The organism is uncultured Erythrobacter sp., from assembly GCF_947499705.1.
GTDB lineage: Bacteria > Pseudomonadota > Alphaproteobacteria > Sphingomonadales > Sphingomonadaceae > Erythrobacter.
Window position 1 is genome coordinate 1,434,747 of record NZ_CANMPJ010000001.1, and the last position, 17,556, is coordinate 1,452,302.

At 58.9% G+C, this 17,556-nt stretch carries 14 protein-coding genes; 6 read left to right on the forward strand and 8 right to left on the reverse strand.

The features are described from left to right. Positions 1-24: 24 nt before the first annotated feature. The 3 genes from Q0837_RS06735 to Q0837_RS06745 form a co-directional block, all read right to left on the reverse strand. Positions 25-558, reverse strand: a complete 534-nt coding sequence (locus Q0837_RS06735) for a peroxiredoxin (RefSeq protein ID WP_298466713.1) — start codon at positions 556-558, stop codon at positions 25-27. A 45-nt stretch (positions 559-603) separates the two neighbouring features. Then, entirely contained in the window at positions 604-3,117 is a 2,514-nt protein-coding gene (locus Q0837_RS06740) for a transglycosylase domain-containing protein (protein ID WP_298466715.1), read from the reverse strand. 65 nt (positions 3,118-3,182) lie between these two features. After that, complete coding sequence (locus Q0837_RS06745; RefSeq protein ID WP_298466716.1) at positions 3,183-4,079, reverse strand: N-acetylmuramoyl-L-alanine amidase; 897 nt, start codon at positions 4,077-4,079, stop codon at positions 3,183-3,185. 446 nt (positions 4,080-4,525) lie between these two features. Here Q0837_RS06745 and Q0837_RS06750 point away from each other — a divergent pair, with 446 nt between their 5' ends. Next, complete coding sequence (locus Q0837_RS06750; protein WP_298466719.1) at positions 4,526-7,183, forward strand: ribonuclease E/G; 2,658 nt, start codon at positions 4,526-4,528, stop codon at positions 7,181-7,183. 43 nt (positions 7,184-7,226) lie between these two features. Here the strand turns inward: Q0837_RS06750 and Q0837_RS06755 are convergent, their stop codons facing one another. Next, complete coding sequence (locus Q0837_RS06755; RefSeq protein ID WP_298466721.1) at positions 7,227-7,862, reverse strand: class I SAM-dependent methyltransferase; 636 nt, start codon at positions 7,860-7,862, stop codon at positions 7,227-7,229. Between the two features lie 85 nt (positions 7,863-7,947). Beyond that, positions 7,948-9,363: a hypothetical protein gene (locus Q0837_RS06760; RefSeq protein WP_298466723.1), complete on the reverse strand. Its 1,416-nt coding sequence runs from the start codon at positions 9,361-9,363 to the stop codon at positions 7,948-7,950. A gap of 214 nt (positions 9,364-9,577) precedes the next feature. On the opposite strand from Q0837_RS06760, the gene Q0837_RS06765 reads away from it, so the two are divergent. Then, positions 9,578-10,600, forward strand: a complete 1,023-nt coding sequence (locus Q0837_RS06765) for a phosphoribosylglycinamide synthetase (RefSeq protein ID WP_298466725.1) — start codon at positions 9,578-9,580, stop codon at positions 10,598-10,600. A gap of 20 nt (positions 10,601-10,620) precedes the next feature. After that, a complete protein-coding gene (locus tag Q0837_RS06770; protein ID WP_298466727.1) occupies positions 10,621-11,163 on the forward strand; it encodes a T6SS immunity protein Tdi1 domain-containing protein in 543 nt (180 codons plus the stop codon). Here Q0837_RS06770 and Q0837_RS06775 read toward each other — a convergent pair whose 3' ends face one another. Further along, on the reverse strand, positions 11,164-11,898 hold the full coding sequence (locus tag Q0837_RS06775) for an SDR family NAD(P)-dependent oxidoreductase (RefSeq protein WP_298466728.1): 735 nt from the start codon (positions 11,896-11,898) through the stop codon (positions 11,164-11,166). A 281-nt stretch (positions 11,899-12,179) separates the two neighbouring features. On the opposite strand from Q0837_RS06775, the gene Q0837_RS06780 reads away from it, so the two are divergent. The 3 genes from Q0837_RS06780 to zapE are packed head-to-tail and all read left to right on the forward strand — an operon-like array spanning position 12,180 to position 14,539. Next, positions 12,180-12,959, forward strand: coding sequence for a succinate dehydrogenase iron-sulfur subunit (locus Q0837_RS06780; protein WP_298466730.1), 780 nt, complete (start codon positions 12,180-12,182; stop codon positions 12,957-12,959). Then, the gene (locus Q0837_RS06785) at positions 12,959-13,423 is read left to right on the forward strand and encodes a PaaI family thioesterase (protein ID WP_298466732.1); all 465 of its coding nucleotides are present in this window, start codon (positions 12,959-12,961) and stop codon (positions 13,421-13,423) included. Before Q0837_RS06780 ends, Q0837_RS06785 begins: the two co-directional genes overlap by 1 nt. Continuing rightward, positions 13,424-14,539, forward strand: a complete 1,116-nt coding sequence (gene zapE, locus Q0837_RS06790; protein ID WP_298466734.1) for a cell division protein ZapE — start codon at positions 13,424-13,426, stop codon at positions 14,537-14,539. On the opposite strand, the gene Q0837_RS06795 is transcribed toward zapE, so the two are convergent. Continuing rightward, positions 14,536-15,459, reverse strand: a complete 924-nt coding sequence (locus tag Q0837_RS06795) for a crotonase/enoyl-CoA hydratase family protein (protein WP_298466737.1) — start codon at positions 15,457-15,459, stop codon at positions 14,536-14,538. The genes zapE and Q0837_RS06795 overlap by 4 nt on opposite strands. Before the next feature lie 198 nt (positions 15,460-15,657). Next, positions 15,658-17,556 (reverse strand): XrtA/PEP-CTERM system amidotransferase, encoded by a 1,899-nt coding sequence (locus Q0837_RS06800; RefSeq protein WP_298466739.1) that lies wholly within the window; start codon positions 17,554-17,556, stop codon positions 15,658-15,660.

Here is a 17,556-nt window from a genome sequence, read left to right on the forward strand (position 1 = left end):
CCGACAGTCGGACTGCTTGGTCAGCTATTTGGAAAGCTTGCGCACGGCCGCAAGGGTTCGCTTCACATGGTCGCGGTAGTCGCTGTTGGAATAGACCATCGCAATCCGGCCATCCGGTGCGATGACATAAGACGTGCGGCTAGCGAGTTCGGAATTGGGCAGAGCGACGAAGTAGTCTGCGATCAGCTTTCTGGATGCGACACCTACGGGGAAGGCGTCGCGGCATTCTTCGCGGCTGAAACGCTTCAGCGTGTCGATGTCATCGTTCGACAGGCCGATTACGCTCGCCCCTGCGGCGCGGAATTGCGGCATCGCTTCGGCGAATGCATTTGCTTCGAGCGTGCACCCTTGTGTGAACGCCTTTGGATAGAAATAGAGTACGACCGGCCCTTGCCGCAGGGCATTGCGCAGGGAGAAACCCATCTCCTTGCCAGCGATGGCCGCCGACGTGGTAAAACCCGGTGCCTTGGTGCCTTCAGCCAGTTGAGCCTTGGCTGGAGCGGTCAAACCGATCGCCATCAGCGCGATGGCCATGAGTGTGCGGAGTAGCTTGGTCATGCGAATTGAACCTCCGAATGGCCGAACAGGTTCCAACCGATCCGATCAGTAAATGCCGCCCTGCTCTTCGACAAAGTCGCTGGGCTGGCCATCGCTGCTTTCAACCTGACGGCTCGATCCCTGATTGCGGCTGGCGCGGATCAGTTCGAGGATTTCATCACGCTTGGCGGCGATCTCATCCTGACGGGTCGACCGGTCAGGCTCGGTGTCCGGCTTGAATGCCTCCCAGATCACGTCACCCTTGGCATTGCCAGAAGGCCAACCGTTGAAGACACGCTTGCCGGTGCGACGATCCACCCGCACCATGCGTACGCCCGCAGGAGCAATAGCTGGCAGATCGACCCACTTGTCGCGTGATTTCCGGATCAGGCTCTTGATGATCGGTGCGACGATAGTGCCGCCGAAAGCATAGCCGCCCATATTGCGCGGCGTGTCGAACCCGACATAGGCGCCAGCCATCAGGTTCTGTGTTCCACCGATGAACCAGACATCTTTCGGCCCGGATGTCGTACCGGTCTTGCCGAACAGTGGCAGCCCAAGATCATTCAGAACGGTTGCGGTTCCGCGTGTCACCACGCCTTCGAGCATATGCATGGTCTGGAACGCCGTGCGGGCATCCATCGCCTGCTCGCCCTTGAGGCCAGGACGGGGCATCGCGCTGCCATCCCATTCTGGCATGTTGCAGTTGTTGCAGCCGCGCGTGTCGGCACGCCAAATCACCTGACCCCGGCGGTCCTGCACGTAGTCGATCACCGTTGGCTTGTTCAGACGGCCATGATTGGCGAGCGCCGAGTACGCCGCGACCATTTTCATCACCGTCGTTTCTTCTGATCCCAGAGCCGTCGCCGCGTAGGGATCAGCATCTTCGCTGATGTTCATGCGCTCGATCGTGTCGACGACATTTTCCATGCCGGCCTGCATGCCGATCTGCACAGTCATGATGTTCTGAGACTGCTCGAGCCCGTAACGCATCGGGAACTGGCCCGCGCGTCCGCCGCGAATGCACTTTTCGCCTAGCTGACGGCCCTGATAGTAGCAGAACCGCGTGTTATCGATCTCGGTCGACGGCGTCATGCCGTTGTCCAGACCGGTGGCGTAAACGAACGGTTTGATGGTCGATCCCGGCTGCCGCATTGCCTGCGTCGCGCGGTTGAAGTCGGAAAGGCGGTAATCAAAACCGCCTTGCATCGCGAGCACGCGCCCAGTCTGCGGATTCTGGACGACCAGGCCCCCTTGTGCAGACGGCGGCGTGCGCACTCGCCATCCGTTGCCGCTCGGGCTGACAGCGACAAGATCGCCAGCCTTCAGCGCATTTGGAAGACCGGAGAGCGGAGCCTCATCGCCGTTCGAAAAGCCAATGGTGGCCGACGAGCCACTCCGCTGCGTAACGACACCGACGCGCCAGTCTTCGTAATTGATGCCAATCGGCGAACTCGCCAGCTGGCTCGCCCAATTGCCTTCACTCAAATCAATCGTCGCAATTGGTCCGGACCACCCACGCCGTCCGTGATAGCGCAAGAGCCCTTCGCGCAAAGCTTCGCGGGCCGCTTCCTGCATTTCGGGATCGAGCGAGGTTCGCACCCACAGTCCGCCGGAATAGACACTGTTGGGGCTAACTTCGGCAGTTTCGCCAAATTGGTCGATCAGTTCCCTGCGCACTTCCTCAAGGAAATAGCCCGCATCTACGCTGCGCTGTGTTCGCTGCGTCACCAGTCCAAGCGGCATGGCCGCGGCAGTGCTTCGTTCGGCGGATGAGATGAAACCGTTATCTTCCATCTGTGCGAGGACGAAATCGCGGCGCTCCATCGCAGCATCTTCTTGGCCGCTGCGCCCATAACGCTCAGGAGCTTTTGGCAGGATCGCTAGGAACGCCATTTCATGCAATTCCAGATCGGCGACATCCTTGTCGAAATAGGCCCGCGCTGCCGCCTGCACGCCGAAAGAGCGGCGGCCCAGCGGGATCTCGTTCAGGTACAGCTCAAGGATCTCTTCCTTGCTCAGCACTTCTTCGATCCGGCTGGCGAGGATCATTTCCTTGAGCTTGCGGGTGACCGAATATTCGTCCCCTAACAAGCTGATCTTGGCGACCTGCTGTGTAATAGTCGAACCGCCAACCGCGCGCTCGCCGGAGCCGTATTTGCTAACGTAATCGAACACCGCATTCGCCGTACCGGTCACGTCCACACCGCCATGGCTGAAGAAAGTCTTGTCTTCTGCAGAAAGATAAGCGTTGACCAGTTGATCCGGGAAATCGGCATATTGTAGCTGCACCCGGCGTTCGCGGGCATAGGAGTGGACGATCTCACCATCGATGCCGCGCACCACGGTCGGCAAAGGTGTTTCGTAGTCGACCAGACTGTCCGCCTCGGGCAAATCGCTGGCGAGCCAGACCCAGGCCGCGATCCAGATCGCCGCAAGCAGAACGATCCCGAGCGCGCCGAGCTTGAAAAGCCAGCTCGACCGCCATTTTGCGGCGATCCAACCGAGCGCTCCGCTAAAGTCGCGGTTCAATCGGTAGCGGACATATTGCAGGGTAGATGTGGCGTTGGCTTCAGTCATTTGCGCGGCGGTTTACAATGCTCTTTGTGAGGTGGCTAGGCGCTTTGAGGCGGTTTCCGGCGAAATTATGGCGATTCCGCCGTTTCAGCCCGCCGCGCGAAGTAGACGCGAATGGCATTGGCAAGCACTTCTGCGTATTCCGCCCTGCCTTGCTCCGTAGTCAGTCGTGCGCGATCCTGGCTGTTTGTCACGAACCCACTTTCGAACAGCACGCCGGGCACATCCGGCGCGCGCAAAACCGCCAGAGCCGCCGAGCGCTGCGACTGTGAGTGGAACGCTAGCCGCGCTTGCCCTTCCCGCAGGATCAGGGATGAAAACTCGGTCGCGTCTTCCTGTGTGCGCTGCTGCGAAAGCTCCACTAGAATCGCGCTTACGGCTTCGCTCTGACCTTCGATCCCAAGCCCATTGACCACGTCAGCATTGTTCTCTCGCGCTGCAAAGCGCGCAGCGGCCTCGCTCGATGCCTCGGTGGACAAAGTATAGATGCTGGCGCCGCTTACATCGCTGCGCTCACCGCCCGAATCGGCGTGGATCGAAAGAAACAGATCTGCGGCGAGCTGACGCGCGATTTCGGGGCGATCGGATAATGGGACAAGTCGATCATCGTCACGAGTGAGCGCGACCCTGATCCCGCCCTGCTCCAGCAATTTGTCTCGCAGGGCTACCGCAATTGCCAATACGATGTCTTTTTCCTGCACCCGCTCGCCGCTGGCTGTCTCGCCGACAGATCCCGGGTCGCGGCCACCATGCCCTGCATCAATGACCACAAGCGGCCTGTCCGGATCGTCAGGTCCCAGAACGCCAGGAAGCTCAACTTTGCCGCCCTCTTCGCCCAATGCGAAGCTGAGAACGTATTCGCGCCCCCACTGCGGCAGCGGAATCGAAACGCCCAGCGCAATTGCGCCGCCTACCAGCAATGCCGGTATGCCGAAAATTAACAACAGGAGCGTACGGATGCTCATCGTGCCAGCGGGCCTACGATGTTGCCCGATAAGAGCGCAATAGAGTTGCGGCACGTAACCCACGGTGCTAGCGATGTTTCTAGCAGTTCGTTTGATCGCGCAAATGTTGCGCCCGATTGAACGGCTCTTTCACACGGCCTTCCGGCGACCCCCGCACAAGGCCACTTAACAGGTTGATGCAGTGACGAGACGCTTTGCCTCGCAGACAGTTTCACAGCGCCCATTCGGTGCAGGTGAATATGCGAGCCGATGCGCGGACATGATCCGCAACTCGATCACAGCAGACACGAATATCGCAGGCTCCTCGGTAACACGGCGAGATGCGAAGACAGCAATTGGCGCGCGTGCTTCGCGCGTTATTTCATCACACATGACACGTCCCCTTTGCGAGCTTCTGGCCCTTTGTGAGCCATTGATCGCGCGGTTGGACGTCTGGAGACAATTTAATGGCAACGCGCATGCTAATCGATGCGCGCCACTCGGAAGAGACCCGGGTGGCGGTACTCAAAGGCAACCGGATTGAGGAATTCGATTTCGAATCTGCCGAACACAAGCAGATCAAAGGCAATATCTATCTAGCAAAAGTTACCCGGGTCGAACCGTCGCTGCAGGCGGCGTTCGTCGACTTTGGCGGCAATCGCCACGGCTTCCTAGCCTTCAGCGAAATCCACCCTGACTACTACCAGATCCCGCAGGACGACCGCGAAAAGCTACTCGCCGAAGAGGCCGAAGCCGCTGAGGAAGAAGCTCGCCTGCGCGCAGAGGAAGAAGAAGAGGGCATCACACCCGGCGACGAATACGACGCCGAAGATGAAAGCGCCGAGGCGCTGGCAGAAGACCTCGCCGAAGACGGGCTCGAGGAAATCGACACCTCGGACAAGGACAAGGTTGCAACCATCGAAGACGGCGCATCGGATGACGATAGCGACGACGAAGATGATGAGGACGAAGACGAATCGGAGGAAGGCGAAGAAACCTCAGACGATTCCGACGACGACGGCGACAAGAAACCGCGCCGCGGGCGCGGTCGTCGTGGACGCGGTCGTCGTCAGGGTGGCGGCAAAGGTGGCAAGGGCCGCAGCCGCGCCAAGGAAGTCGACGAAGTTCGCGCCAAGCGTATGGCGCTGCGTCGTCGCTACAAAATCCAAGACGTCATCCAGCGTCGTCAGGTTGTGCTGGTTCAGGTCGTCAAGGAAGAGCGCGGCAACAAGGGCGCGGCGCTGACCACCTATCTCAGCCTTGCCGGTCGTTACACCGTGCTTATGCCGAACAGCTCGCATGGCGGCGGTATCAGCCGCAAGATCAGCTCGGCGAGCGATCGCAAGCGCTTGAAGCAGGTTGTTTCCGACCTGTCGCTGCCGAAGTCGATGGGTCTGATCGTCCGCACTGCGGGCCTCAGCCGGACCAAACCGGAGATCAAGCGTGACTTCGATTATCTTGCCCGGCTGTGGGACGATATTCGCCAGAATACACTGTCCTCAACCGCGCCTTCACTGGTGCACTCGGACAGCGATCTGATCAAACGCGCGATCCGCGACATCTACAATCGCGAGATCGAAGAAGTCATTGTCGAAGGCGAGGACGGCTATAAGCTAGCCAAGGGCTTCATGAAGATGCTGATGCCCAGTCATGCCCGGCGGGTGAAAGCCTATTCCGATCCCGTGCCGCTGTTCCAGCGCTATGGCGCGGAAGATCAGCTGCGCGCGATGTACGATCCGATGGTTCAGCTCAAATCGGGCGGCTATCTGATCATCAACCCGACCGAAGCGCTGGTTTCGATCGACATCAACTCGGGCCGCTCCACCAAGGAGCATGGTATCGAGCAAACCGCCCTCCACACCAACCTGGAAGCAGCGCGGGAGATTGCTCGCCAGTTGCGTTTGCGGGACATGGCGGGTCTCGTCGTGATCGACTTCATCGACATGGAATACAATTCCAACGTCCGCAAAGTCGAAAAGGCGATGAAGGAAGCGCTAAAGAGCGACCGCGCCCGCATTCAGGTCGGCCGCATTTCGGGCTTTGGCCTGATGGAAATGAGCCGCCAGCGCCTGCGTACCGGCGTGCTTGAAGCGACCACGCGCGAATGCCCGCACTGCGATGGCTCTGGTTTGGTCCGCACGGCGTCGTCGGCCGGTCTTTCCGCTCTGCGTCTGATCGAAGACGAAGCCGCCAAGGGCCGCGGCACGATCATCCGTCTCGCTGCCAGCACCGAAGCCGCGATCTACCTGCTCAACGAAAAGCGGCATGATCTGGTCGAGATCGAACAGCGCTACGGCGTCGCAGTCGAAGTGGCGCCCGAAGGTGAAGACGAAGGCGCCAAGATGGCCGTCGCGAGCGCGGGGCCGCGTCCTACAGAACGTCCAAAGTTCGAGCCGATTGTCGACGAAGACGATGATGATGACGAGGAGCTTCCCGAAGAAGATTTCGGCGATGACGAGGATGATGGCGGCCGCAAGAAGAAGCGTCGTCGGCGTCGTGGAGGCCGAGGCCGGAACAAGAAGCGTCAGGATGATGGCGCAGAGGAAAGTTCCGACGAGGCTTCGGACAGCGAATCCGAAAACACGTCGAGCGATGACAGCGATGACGATGCGCCGAAGAAGAAGCGCCGCCGGCGTGGAGGTCGCGGACGTCGCCGCAAGCAGACCGAAGGTGATGAAGCTGCGGTAAGCGAAGAAGGCACCGAAGCTGAAGCCCAGGAAGCTCCAGCGGAAGAGACCGCCGAAGCGCCTGTCGAAGAGCCCGCTCCTGCTGAAGCGGAAGCGCCCGCTGAGGAAGAAGCTCCCAAGCCGAAGCGCAAGCGTGCTCCTCGCAAGAAGAAGGTCGAAGAGCCGGAAGCTACTGAAGCTGCCGAAGCTGCGGCCTCTGCCGAAGAGGCGGCGACCGAAGAAGCACCGGCTGAAAAGCCGAAGCGCAAGCGTGCTCCGCGCAAAAAGAAGGTCGAGGCAGCCGAAGCTCCAGCAGAAGCACCAGAGGCCGAACCTGCGGCAGAACCGAAATCGGCAAATGACGATGCACCGGAGTCGGAAGAAGCCGCAGCAGAAGAGAAGCCGGCAGCCGACGGCAAACCGCGCCGTGGCTGGTGGCAGCGCACCTTCGGCGAATAATTAGAATGCTACGGGCTGGAGTGTCGCTGAGACCTCCGGCCCGTTACATGCCCGGTTTTCGCGCCACACCCCACTCGTTCCATCCAGCGAATTTGGGCGCTTTAGGCAGATAGCCCTGCCCTAGCGGCTCAACTTCAAATCCTGCCCCGCGAAATGCCGAACCAATGGGGCGCGTTAAATGGCACCCGCCTGCGATCGGCTTCCAGTATGGCTCGATCCGATCCTGCCAGCGCGCGATATTGGCGTCTGGTGCGCGGCCATGTTCGAGAAACAGCGCCTGCCCACCAGGCCTTAGGATGCGGCGCATTTCCGATAGGACCTTTGCCGGGTCCTCCACCGAGCACAGCGTGAAGGTGCAGACAACGGTATCGAAGAAGCGATCAGGGAAAGGAATCTCCTCTCCCACTCCTTCGCGAATATCGGCGGGCCAACCCTTGGCCTTTGCAGCGGCCTTTGTTCCTTCCAGCAGACCTTCATGCGGATCGATCCCGGCATAGCTGGTAATCGCCGAAGCATCGTAGAATTGCTGGTTGATACCGCCGCCGCAGCCGAGCTCGAACACATCGCCTTTGGCCAATGGGATAAGCTGCGAACGGCGTTTCAGCACCTGTCCCTGGCTGCAAGCGCAGGTTACGAGACGCGGCATCAGATGCGCGTCATACCATTGTTTCAGACCCATGAGCGGCCTCTCCCCGACCCGAACCCGGAGGGAGACTAGCCGCCCGCACTGCGATTGCTACGAATTTTTGAAATGGCGCTGCGTATTATGATGTTTTGACGAGCGAATGTTGCAACGCTGTCGCAATATTCGCCATATCCTGTGCCAGTTCGGCAGCGGGTTCATCGGAAGAAAGGCCAGCCCAGCGGCTCATCTGCGGCATGCTAAGGCCGACCCGGAGCGTCCCGCCCCACCCTTCTTCGATGCGCACGCATTTGACCGGCTGACCGAGCCGGATGCCGTCCAATGCCAGTGCTCTGTGAACTCTCTGAGCATCGTCAAATGTCCGCATCCCGGGAAGCGAACTCACGTCAAGCGTGGCCAAAGTGCGCATCTCGATCAGGCAGTCATCAATACAGGCCCCTTCGCCCGGCATCATTCGCTCTATGCAAAGCGGCGCGACTAGATGCTCCGTCAGCGCAGCTTCGAAAGCCAGAATCATTGCTTCGACACGCGGCAACGGGATGGCCTGGAAGCGCTCAAGTTCGAACACCGCCGCCTCCAGTCGCAGCGCGAGTGAACGGTTCGCACTGTCGGGCAAGCGCTCGCTGCCAGCCCACATCGCCGGAAATTCGGGGCGTCGGAAAATCGTTGCAAATCCGCTTGGCAAACTGTCGGCACGTTCGACCATTTCAGCGGGCAGCAAAGCCCAGCCATTGAATGGCGGCGCGCCCATGAACTTCGACCCAGTCATCAAGACGATGCAACCACGCGTGAGATATCCTTGAATCGCATCGCTGGTGATCCGCGCCTGACAGGCATCGACCACGAAGGTCGCCTCTTCTCCAAACTCAGCGATTAACGCGCCAAGATCCTCACTATCCGGTAGAACCAGACCGGTCTTTGACCCGTGCACACAATGAACCAGACTGTGCTGGCCAGCCTTGCGAGCCAATTCGATCTCAACCGCCATTGCTTCGGCGATCTCGCTACTGGTGCAGGCAAGCCCCAAAGCGCAGCGTACCGGAACGTCGACCAGACTAATCGGTCCCATACCTTCAACGTCTTGCGCGGGCATCACACCCGCTTGCACAGCTGTTTCCTGAGCGAAGTAGCGTCCATGGGCGGAGTGGATGCAACCGCTGCCGATCTCGTCCGCCCCGAGCAGTATGTTATGAACCCCGTTCTCTGCACGTCCACGAACCGCAGCCAGAGCGATGTATTCCAGATCGGTGCCGGACGGCGCAAAAGCGACAGCGGTATCGTCCCTGAGACCGTATGCCGCGAGCAATCGCGACTTCAGCCCTTCCAGCAGTTCGGAATAGGATTGCGCTTCACCCGCTCCTTCCACAGCCAGCAGATGTGCAAAAGCCTCCGATGAGATGTCACTAACTGTGGACGATGAATAGACCAGCAGATCGCGCGGGTGCGGAGCGGATAGGTATTTGTTGAGCCCGGTCGCGGGATCCAACGCAATCCGCGCATCACCGCCGGCAGCCAGCGCTTCGATCAGGCCCCGCACCCTTGCATCCTCGACGTCAATGCCGAGCGGACGATTGAGATGCGGGATTGAGATAGCGAGCCGTCCTGTCTTGAATAGATTGTTGCGGAAAGTCGGATTGCCGCGCCCCTAAACGAACTGTCTGTGCATTAAAATACATATTGCTGTCTGGCGCGCGCCTGCGCCTGCGCGTACATCGCGCGCATTCTCGAAACCTCCGCTTAACCGGTGCTCAATGATTCAAACTTCCACGCCGATGCGCATTCCCGATGCGGCGAAATCACGCCTCAACATCCTGTTCATCGCAAAAAACGCGCTGTGGGAGGGGGAAATTCACCCGGAGGACGGCAATCACGCACTCTATCACCGCGAGATGCGAGAGGTGCTTGAGGGGCTTGGACTGAAGCTTACTCTGGCCGAAACGCACGACATCCTGTTCGATCCGCCTGAGGGCATCGACTTTGTCTTTCCGCTGCTCAATCGTGCCGGGTTCTTCAACTCGGAGATGCTGGTGCCGCTGCTGTGCGAGCGCGCGGGCATTCCCTATCTCGGGGCAAATCCAATCCTGCGCGGGCTTTCGGATGACAAGCACCTCGCCAAGCGCGCTGCCGTCGACGCAGGCGTCCCTACTGCTCCGTGGGCGGTGTATCGCAAGGGCGCGCCGATCACCGAGGACAAATGCCCGAATGCGGATCGCTATGTGATCAAACCAAACAATTCCTCGGCAAGTTGGGGGGTTGAAGATGCATATGACTGGCAAGGCGTGAAGGCTGCCGTTCGGCGCATCCACGACGACGAAGCCAATGGCGGGCAAGACGCAATTGTAGAGCCGTTCCTGACTGGCAGCGATGTCGAAGTCCCGGTGGTGACAATCGACGGCGAGCCACAGGTCATGCCGATGCTGATATTCCGTCAGGCAGACCCATCGCATCTACGCACCTATTACGAGAAACGCGATCTGGTTGACCGCAGACAGAAATACTCACTCGACGCGTTCGAGAACGACACACTGGTTGCCCGCATCGACGAACTCACTCGCAAGGTTTGGGAAGAATATCGCCCGTTCGACTACGGTCGGTTCGAATTCCGCGTGAACGAGGAGACCGGCGATGTGCAGTTCCTCGAGCTGAACTTGAACTGCAATCTGTGGTCGCAGAAGGTCTTTGGGCGCTCCGCGGTCATGGCTGGCTGGACGCAGGCAGAGCTAATCGAAACGCTATTGGCCGAAGGGCTGCGGCGGCATGGGCTGCTTGGCTGAACCGGGAGGAGACGAAGCTGATGTTCAAAAAGCTGTTCGGTGCAGGAAAGCCGGAGCCGCTTCAAACCAGGCTCGACCCCCGATTTACCGATGGTTCGTTGTCAGAGTTTTTCATCAAAGTCAGTGCAGCTAAAATCGACGGCGTTATGGGCGATTGGGGTGACCTAAAGCCAGCGGGCACTGTCATTGCAGTCACAGCGTTTGGTGATCTGTTCGTTACGGATGCCGACGGCAATGTAGCAATGCTCGACACGATTGAGGGAAAACTCAATCCGGTTGCCGAAAGCCCCGAGCAATTGCTCGCACTGCTTGAAGACGAGCAGAAACAAGATGAGCTATTGCTGGCTGGCTTCGTGCTTGGCGCGAGATCGGATGGGAAAACGCTTGGCGAAGGTGAATGCTACGATTTCACTCCGCCACCCATTCTGGGCGGACCGATGACGCCGGAAAACTTTGAAGTCACTGATTTCGTCGTGAAAATGTCGATTGCCGGACAGATTTTTGTACAGGTCAAAGACTTGCCACCCGGCACCAAGATTGGCGAAATCAAGATCACAGACTGATTAGGCTGCCACCTCTTCACCTCTGAAATCAAACACTTTCCCGCTCTGCTCCGGACCTAAGCTCGATAGCACGCCCAGCAAGTTGTCCGCGGCGTCACCCGGCTCAGTCAACTGTCCATCGGGCAAATTCGACTGGAATGGCTCCGACAGCGCGCTGTCCACCGTCCCCGGATGCAAGCCAACGATCACGCCGTGCTTATGCGTCCGCCCGATCTCTAGCGCGAAGTTCTTGAGCAGCATATTCAGCGCTGCCTTTGACGCACGGTAGGAATGCCATCCCCCTAGGCCGTTGTCCGATATCGAGCCAACCCGCGCGCTGAGCGCTGCGAAGACGAACCGCTCATTGCGCGGCATCAGGGGCAACATATGCTTGGCGATGATCGCTGGGCCGATTGTGTTGAGCGCCAGAACCTGAGCCATCGCAGTGGGATCGAGGCGCTTGAACGTACGCTCTGGTCCCGTTCCATCCGGCAGGGTCAGCACGCCTGTAGCAACGATCACCCATTCCGGCGGTGCGTCTCGCATCGATGATGCCGCATCTTTGATCGATGCTTCATCGGTCAGATCGAATGCGAAAGGTGAGATTGCAGGACCAAAGGGCTCAACACCGCCGCGCGACCCTGCGTAGACCGTCTCGCACCCGCGCTCCGCCAAAGCATCGCACAATGCCTTGCCGATCCCGCCGCTACTGCCAAACACCGCCGCTCGGCTCGGCCATTTTCCTACATCCGTCATGAAGACTAAAGCGCGCAAATGGCGCATGGTTCCGAACGAGTGTTGGCAAAATGTCAACTTCGCATTTCAGCCGTAAGCTGCTGGGTGAACTGCAAAAATGGGGCAAGGTCGGGGGTGACACAGTGTCAATTGTGTCAACTTCACTCAATTAGATTCGCGCTACCGTCACCGGTGACTTGCCACTGGCACAACGGCGATGCCCAACTACTCAACACCACGCGGCTTGCCTCGTATGGCCAAGCCGTTAGATAGGTCTCAAACGAATACGGGATCATTCATCGATGGCGACTTTCACACTTCCTGCAAATTCCAAGATCCGTAATGACGGCAAGGTGCATAAGGCATCGGGCGGACGGGTGAAGAAGTTTAAGGTGTATCGCTACGATCCCGACAGCGGCAAAAATCCGAGCTACGACAAGTTTGAAATCGACCTAGACGAATGCGGGCCGATGGTTCTGGACGCTTTGTTCAAGATCAAGAACGAAGTCGACCCGACGCTGACGTTCCGCCGGTCCTGCCGCGAAGGAATTTGCGGTTCGTGCGCGATGAACATGAACGGCAAGAACGGTCTGGCCTGCACGACCTCGATCGAGGATCTCAAGGGCGAGATTCGCATTACGCCATTGCCGCATATGGAAGTGATCAAGGACTTGGTCCCTGATTTCACACACTTCTACGCCCAATACGCGTCGATCCGCCCTTGGCTGCAAACCGTTTCGACCACGCCATCGGGCAAGGAACGACTGCAATCTCCCGAGCAACGCGAGCAGCTTGACGGTCTGTATGAGTGCATCCTGTGCGCTTGCTGCTCGACTTCCTGCCCAAGTTATTGGTGGAATTCGGACAAGTTCCTCGGCCCGGCAATTCTGCTGCAGGCATACCGCTGGCTGGCCGACAGCCGCGATGAGATGACCGGTGAGCGGCTCGACGATCTCGAGGATCCGTTCCGCCTGTATCGCTGCCACACGATCATGAACTGCGCGAATGTCTGCCCGAAAGGTCTTTCTCCCGCCAAGGCGATTGCAGAAACCAAGAAGATGATGGCCGAACGCGCTATCTGATGGCGCTTAAGGACGACGTGTTCGACCACTTGCCGGACCCGGAGAATCCGGGCTGGCATCACTGGAATTTGAAAGACGACACGCTGTTTAACGGCGCGGTGATGGGCAAGCTCATCACGCGGCGTGAAGGTGACAAGTGCCGTCTGCGGATGTTCCCAGAACGACGACACGAGAACCTTCAGGGTATCATCCATGGTGCGGTTTCGCTTGGCCTGATCGACATCTCGATGTTCACCACCATGCATGTTGTCGGCACTGGCAATGCAGGTCCTTCGGTGACACTGGAGCTTTCGACGCAGTTTATCGGCGGTGGCGATCCCAAGCGTCCACTCGACGCGGTGACTGAGATCATGCGCGAGACTGGCAAGCTTGTGTTTGTGCGCGGCGAGGTCGTGCAGGATGATGATCGGGTCGCCGCCTATAGCGGGATCATTCGCAAGTTTGTCGCCCGCAAGGACGGTTGAATGACCGGGCTGCTGGCGCGCTACGAGCATTTGATCGATTGCGGACAGCTCCGCTCTGATCCTGACCAACGCAAAGCGGCTGCTCGGCTTGACGCCCTGCAAAAGGAACTCGAAGCGGATCGTCCCGGCGGTTTGTTGGCGCAGCTGTTCGCCAAGGGGCCTTCGCGGGCGCAAGGTGTCTACATGTGGGGCGGCGTCGGGCGCGGGAAATCGATGCTGATGGACCTGTTTCACGAGACGCTTGGCATACCCGAAAAACGCCGCGTCCATTTTCATGCCTTCATGCAAGAAGTCCACGCAATGATGCGCGCCTGGCGAAAAGCCGATCCGGGCGACCCGATCCCGAATGTTGCGCGCGATATCGCGCAGGATGTCCGTTGCCTGGCATTCGATGAAATGGTGGTGACCAATTCCGCCGACGCGATGATCATGAGCCGACTCTTCACGCAGCTCATCCGCGAACAGAATGTCACAATCGTAACAACCTCGAACCGCCCTCCCCGCGATCTTTACAAAGACGGGCTCAATCGCGAGCACTTCCTGCCGTTCATCGATCTGATCCAGACCGAGCTGGAAGTGGTCGGATTGAATGGTCCCACCGATTACCGGCTCGACCGGATTGGCGACCTTGCAACATGGCACACACCGCTCGGCGATGCCGCGACCGAGAAAGTGCGTGAGGCATTCTTCCGGCTGACCGACTTTGCACCTGAAGACGCCGCAAACGTGCCAAGCGAAGAGCTGTCCGTCGGAGGCAACCGCACGCTCCACGTGCCCAAGTCATTGAAAGGTGTCGGTGTCTTCAGCTTCAAGCGGCTGTGCGGAGAGCCGCGCGGTGCGCCCGACTACCTCGCAATAGCGCAGCATTTTCACACAGTGATTATCGTCGGCATTCCGGAGATGAGCCCGGAAAAGCGGAATGAAGCCGCGCGGTTCGTGACATTGATCGACGCACTGTATGAAAACCGGGTGAAGCTGTTTGCCACCGCGGCAGCTCATCCCGATGAACTGTACCAATCCGGAGATGGCAGCTTCGAATTCGAACGCACAACGAGCCGACTGAACGAAATGCAGAGCGACGACTATATGGCGCTAGGCCACGGTCAGGCGGATTAGGCCGCAGCGATCCGTTCTGCGACACGGGCCTGCGCAGCGACAAGGCGGCTCATGACTTTGAGATCCTGCTCGCGGAGTTGCAAGGCAGTGTCGGCCCACAACTCGGTGATGCGGTTAAGCTCCTCGACGTGGAGGTTCCACACCTGCTTGATCGCGCGCCGTGAGCCAACAAGCCCTGCATGTCGCCGGTCGGAACGCTTGATGAAATCGCGCACGGCATTCACGCCGTCGCCCGGTTCGGCAAGCGCATGCACGAGGCCCATCGCGTACATTTGCTCAGCCGTAAATGTCTCATTCGAAACAATAATCCGATCAGCCATTGCGCTTCCAAGCTTACGCGAAAGAAGCGCATGAGCGCCCATCCCAGGGAACAGCCCGAACATGACTTCGGGAAGGCCAAATGTCGCCTGCCGCTCGGCCACGATGTAATCGAAGGACAGCAGTGCCTCAAACCCACCGCCCAGCGCAGCTCCTTGGACGAGGCCGACAGTAAGCATCGGAATGTCAAGCGTACGGATGTTGCGGTCCAGGATTGCGCAGCAGCGATGTCCGTAATTTACCAGACCAACCCGGTCGCCTTCGCGGATCAGCCGCTGAAACAGGGCCAGATCCCCGCCATAGCAGAATACATCTGGAGACCGGCTGCCAAGCACCAGATAACGCAACGGAATGCGGCCAGGCCCGAACCCGCTGGAAATCAAAGACTGCCAGCTTTCGAAATCGTCCAGCATGGCGGGAGTGAAGCTTGGACGCCCGTCCGGACTCATAAAAGTCCAGAGGGTCGCGGAACGATCATCGTAAAGTACGTCTAGTTCTTGGAGAGATAAAAGCTCTTGGGGAATTGCGATGTGTAGCGCACTTTCCGCCACCAACTCATCATCGCTGGTCAAGGGGATTGCCTTGCTAGCTGAGCTATCCATTAATCTATTCTCCGATGCGACCCGAAGTCATCCGAGAAATATTGCCCCCGAATGATCAAACAGCCTTTTTGGCTCCGTTATGGAGGAAACTAGGCGACAGGGGCGCGGAATAGCAAATGTTAAATTTCCGTTATCATCCGACCTGAGTCTCATTTCGGGCCAACAGTGACGCCGTGACGTCACCCTCATGTTATCCGGTCAAGCGGACACGCCGAGACGTTCGAGAGACTTTTCAAGCATTATCAACTGCCAAAGCACTCGCGAGTGATCAAAACGACCAGTTATGTGATCATCCGCCATCTTGGAAAGAGCGCTCGGTTCGAAGAAACCCGTTTTTACAAGTTCATCGCTCTGCGAGATTTCACGCACTTGCTTTGAGAGCGGTCCGCGCATCCATTGGCCGATTGGTGTGACGAATCCCTGCTTCGGTCGATATAGGATGTCGCGGGGCAGATATCGCTCCATGCACTTCTTCAGCAGGTATTTGCCGGTACTGCCATGGACCCGCATGTTTTCGGGGAGAGTCGCCGCAAATTCGACAAGGCGATGGTCAAGCAACGGCTCGCGCGCTTCCAAGCTCACCGCCATACTGGTGCGATCGACCTTCGTCAGAATGTCGCCGGGCAGCCAGAATTTCAGGTCGGCATATTGCGCCCGGTCGAGCCCGCTGCGCGCAGGCGCACTGCGCATCAACCGGATCAGTTCATCTTCCGAACGGTGACCGCCCAAGTTCTTTGAGAAGGAATCGGAATAGAGCGCTGCACGCGCTTCAGGGGTCGTTACAGACAGGCCTCTCGCATACCCTTCCTCACCGCTTTCCGAGAGGGCTAGCAAGGTCGCCTTTGCCCGGAGCGGGCGCGGCGCCCAATCAGCCTTTGGCCAGAGCCTGCCAAGCGTGCCGAACAGAGAGCCGCGCAAACCGGAAGGAAGCAATGAACGCACCCGTTCTTCATTGTGGTGGAACACCTGCCGGCGATACCCGGCAAAGGCTTCGTCGGCACCATCGCCGGACAGTGCAACAGTTACCTTTTCCCGTGCGAGTTGACACACCCGCCATGTCGGTAGCGCCGAAGCATCGGCAAAGGGCTCATCGAACATGGCTGCGAGTTGGTTGATCGCGTGAAAATCATCCTGACCGACCGTGCGGGCTTGATGCGATGTGCCAAACTTTTCCGCGACTTGTTTGGCGTAGCTGGTTTCATCGAGCGCCTCGACATCGAAACCAATCGAGCACGTCTGCACCGGATTTGCGCTGGCTTCGCTCATCAATGCGACAACGCTGGACGAATCGACACCGCCGGAGAGAAACGCGCCGAGCGGCACGTCGGCGACCATTCGCGATTGCACTGCGTCGCGCATCAAATGGACGAGCTCGGCAGAAAGGTCCGCTTCGCCGCCCTTTGCGCGGTTGGAGAAATCGATGTCCCACCAACTTTTGGGACCGCCGGGCGCCTTGCCCTGCTCCAGCAGCATGAAATGGCCCGCCGGGAGCTTCTCGACCCCGCTCAGGATCGAATGCGTATCCGGCACATAGCCCCATGTAAGATACGCATCGAGCGCCTCCGGATTGACCCGGCGGCGCAGCAGCGGATGCGCGAGAAGCCCTTTGAGCTCGGATGCGAAGGCCAGGCTACCATCGGACAGTCGAGCCATGAAGAGCGGCTTCACCCCAAAGCGATCGCGAGCGAGCAGAAGCTGGCGTTTATCGAGATCGTATAGCGCGAAAGCGAACATGCCATGCAAGCGATCCAGGCAATTCACGCCCCAGCGCTGCCACGCGGCCAGAATAACCTCGGTGTCGCCCCCGGTCTTGAAACGCGCGCCAGCCTTTTCAAGCTCAGCACGCAGCTCGCGGAAGTTGTATATCTCACCATTGAAGACGATCACTGCCCGGCCATCGGCGGAGTGCATTGGCTGCGGTGATCCTTCGAGATCGATGACCGACAGGCGCCTGTGCCCCAGCCCGATGCCAAGGTCGGTCCACACCCCGGCCCCGTCCGGCCCGCGGTGCACCATCGCATCGCACATGCGTTCTACCCGGTTCGGATCAACCGGTTTGGGCGTTTCAGCATGAAAGAGTCCGGCAATCCCGCACAT

Bases quoted from the DNA above. Each gene is read 5' to 3' on its own strand.
- Q0837_RS06735 (WP_298466713.1), bottom strand. From the start codon at position 558: ATGACCAAGCTACTCCGCACACTCATGGCCATCGCGCTGATGGCGATC.
- Q0837_RS06740 (WP_298466715.1), bottom strand. From the start codon at position 3,117: ATGACTGAAGCCAACGCCACATCTACCCTGCAATATGTCCGCTACCGA.
- Q0837_RS06745 (WP_298466716.1), bottom strand. From the start codon at position 4,079: ATGAGCATCCGTACGCTCCTGTTGTTAATTTTCGGCATACCGGCATTG.
- Q0837_RS06750 (WP_298466719.1), top strand. From the start codon at position 4,526: ATGGCAACGCGCATGCTAATCGATGCGCGCCACTCGGAAGAGACCCGG.
- Q0837_RS06755 (WP_298466721.1), bottom strand. From the start codon at position 7,862: ATGGGTCTGAAACAATGGTATGACGCGCATCTGATGCCGCGTCTCGTA.
- Q0837_RS06765 (WP_298466725.1), top strand. From the start codon at position 9,578: ATGATTCAAACTTCCACGCCGATGCGCATTCCCGATGCGGCGAAATCA.
- Q0837_RS06770 (WP_298466727.1), top strand. From the start codon at position 10,621: ATGTTCAAAAAGCTGTTCGGTGCAGGAAAGCCGGAGCCGCTTCAAACC.
- Q0837_RS06775 (WP_298466728.1), bottom strand. From the start codon at position 11,898: ATGACGGATGTAGGAAAATGGCCGAGCCGAGCGGCGGTGTTTGGCAGT.
- Q0837_RS06780 (WP_298466730.1), top strand. From the start codon at position 12,180: ATGGCGACTTTCACACTTCCTGCAAATTCCAAGATCCGTAATGACGGC.
- Q0837_RS06785 (WP_298466732.1), top strand. From the start codon at position 12,959: ATGGCGCTTAAGGACGACGTGTTCGACCACTTGCCGGACCCGGAGAAT.
- zapE (WP_298466734.1), top strand. From the start codon at position 13,424: ATGACCGGGCTGCTGGCGCGCTACGAGCATTTGATCGATTGCGGACAG.
- Q0837_RS06795 (WP_298466737.1), bottom strand. From the start codon at position 15,459: ATGGATAGCTCAGCTAGCAAGGCAATCCCCTTGACCAGCGATGATGAG.
- Q0837_RS06800 (WP_298466739.1), bottom strand. From the start codon at position 17,556: ATGTGCGGGATTGCCGGACTCTTTCATGCTGAAACGCCCAAACCGGTT.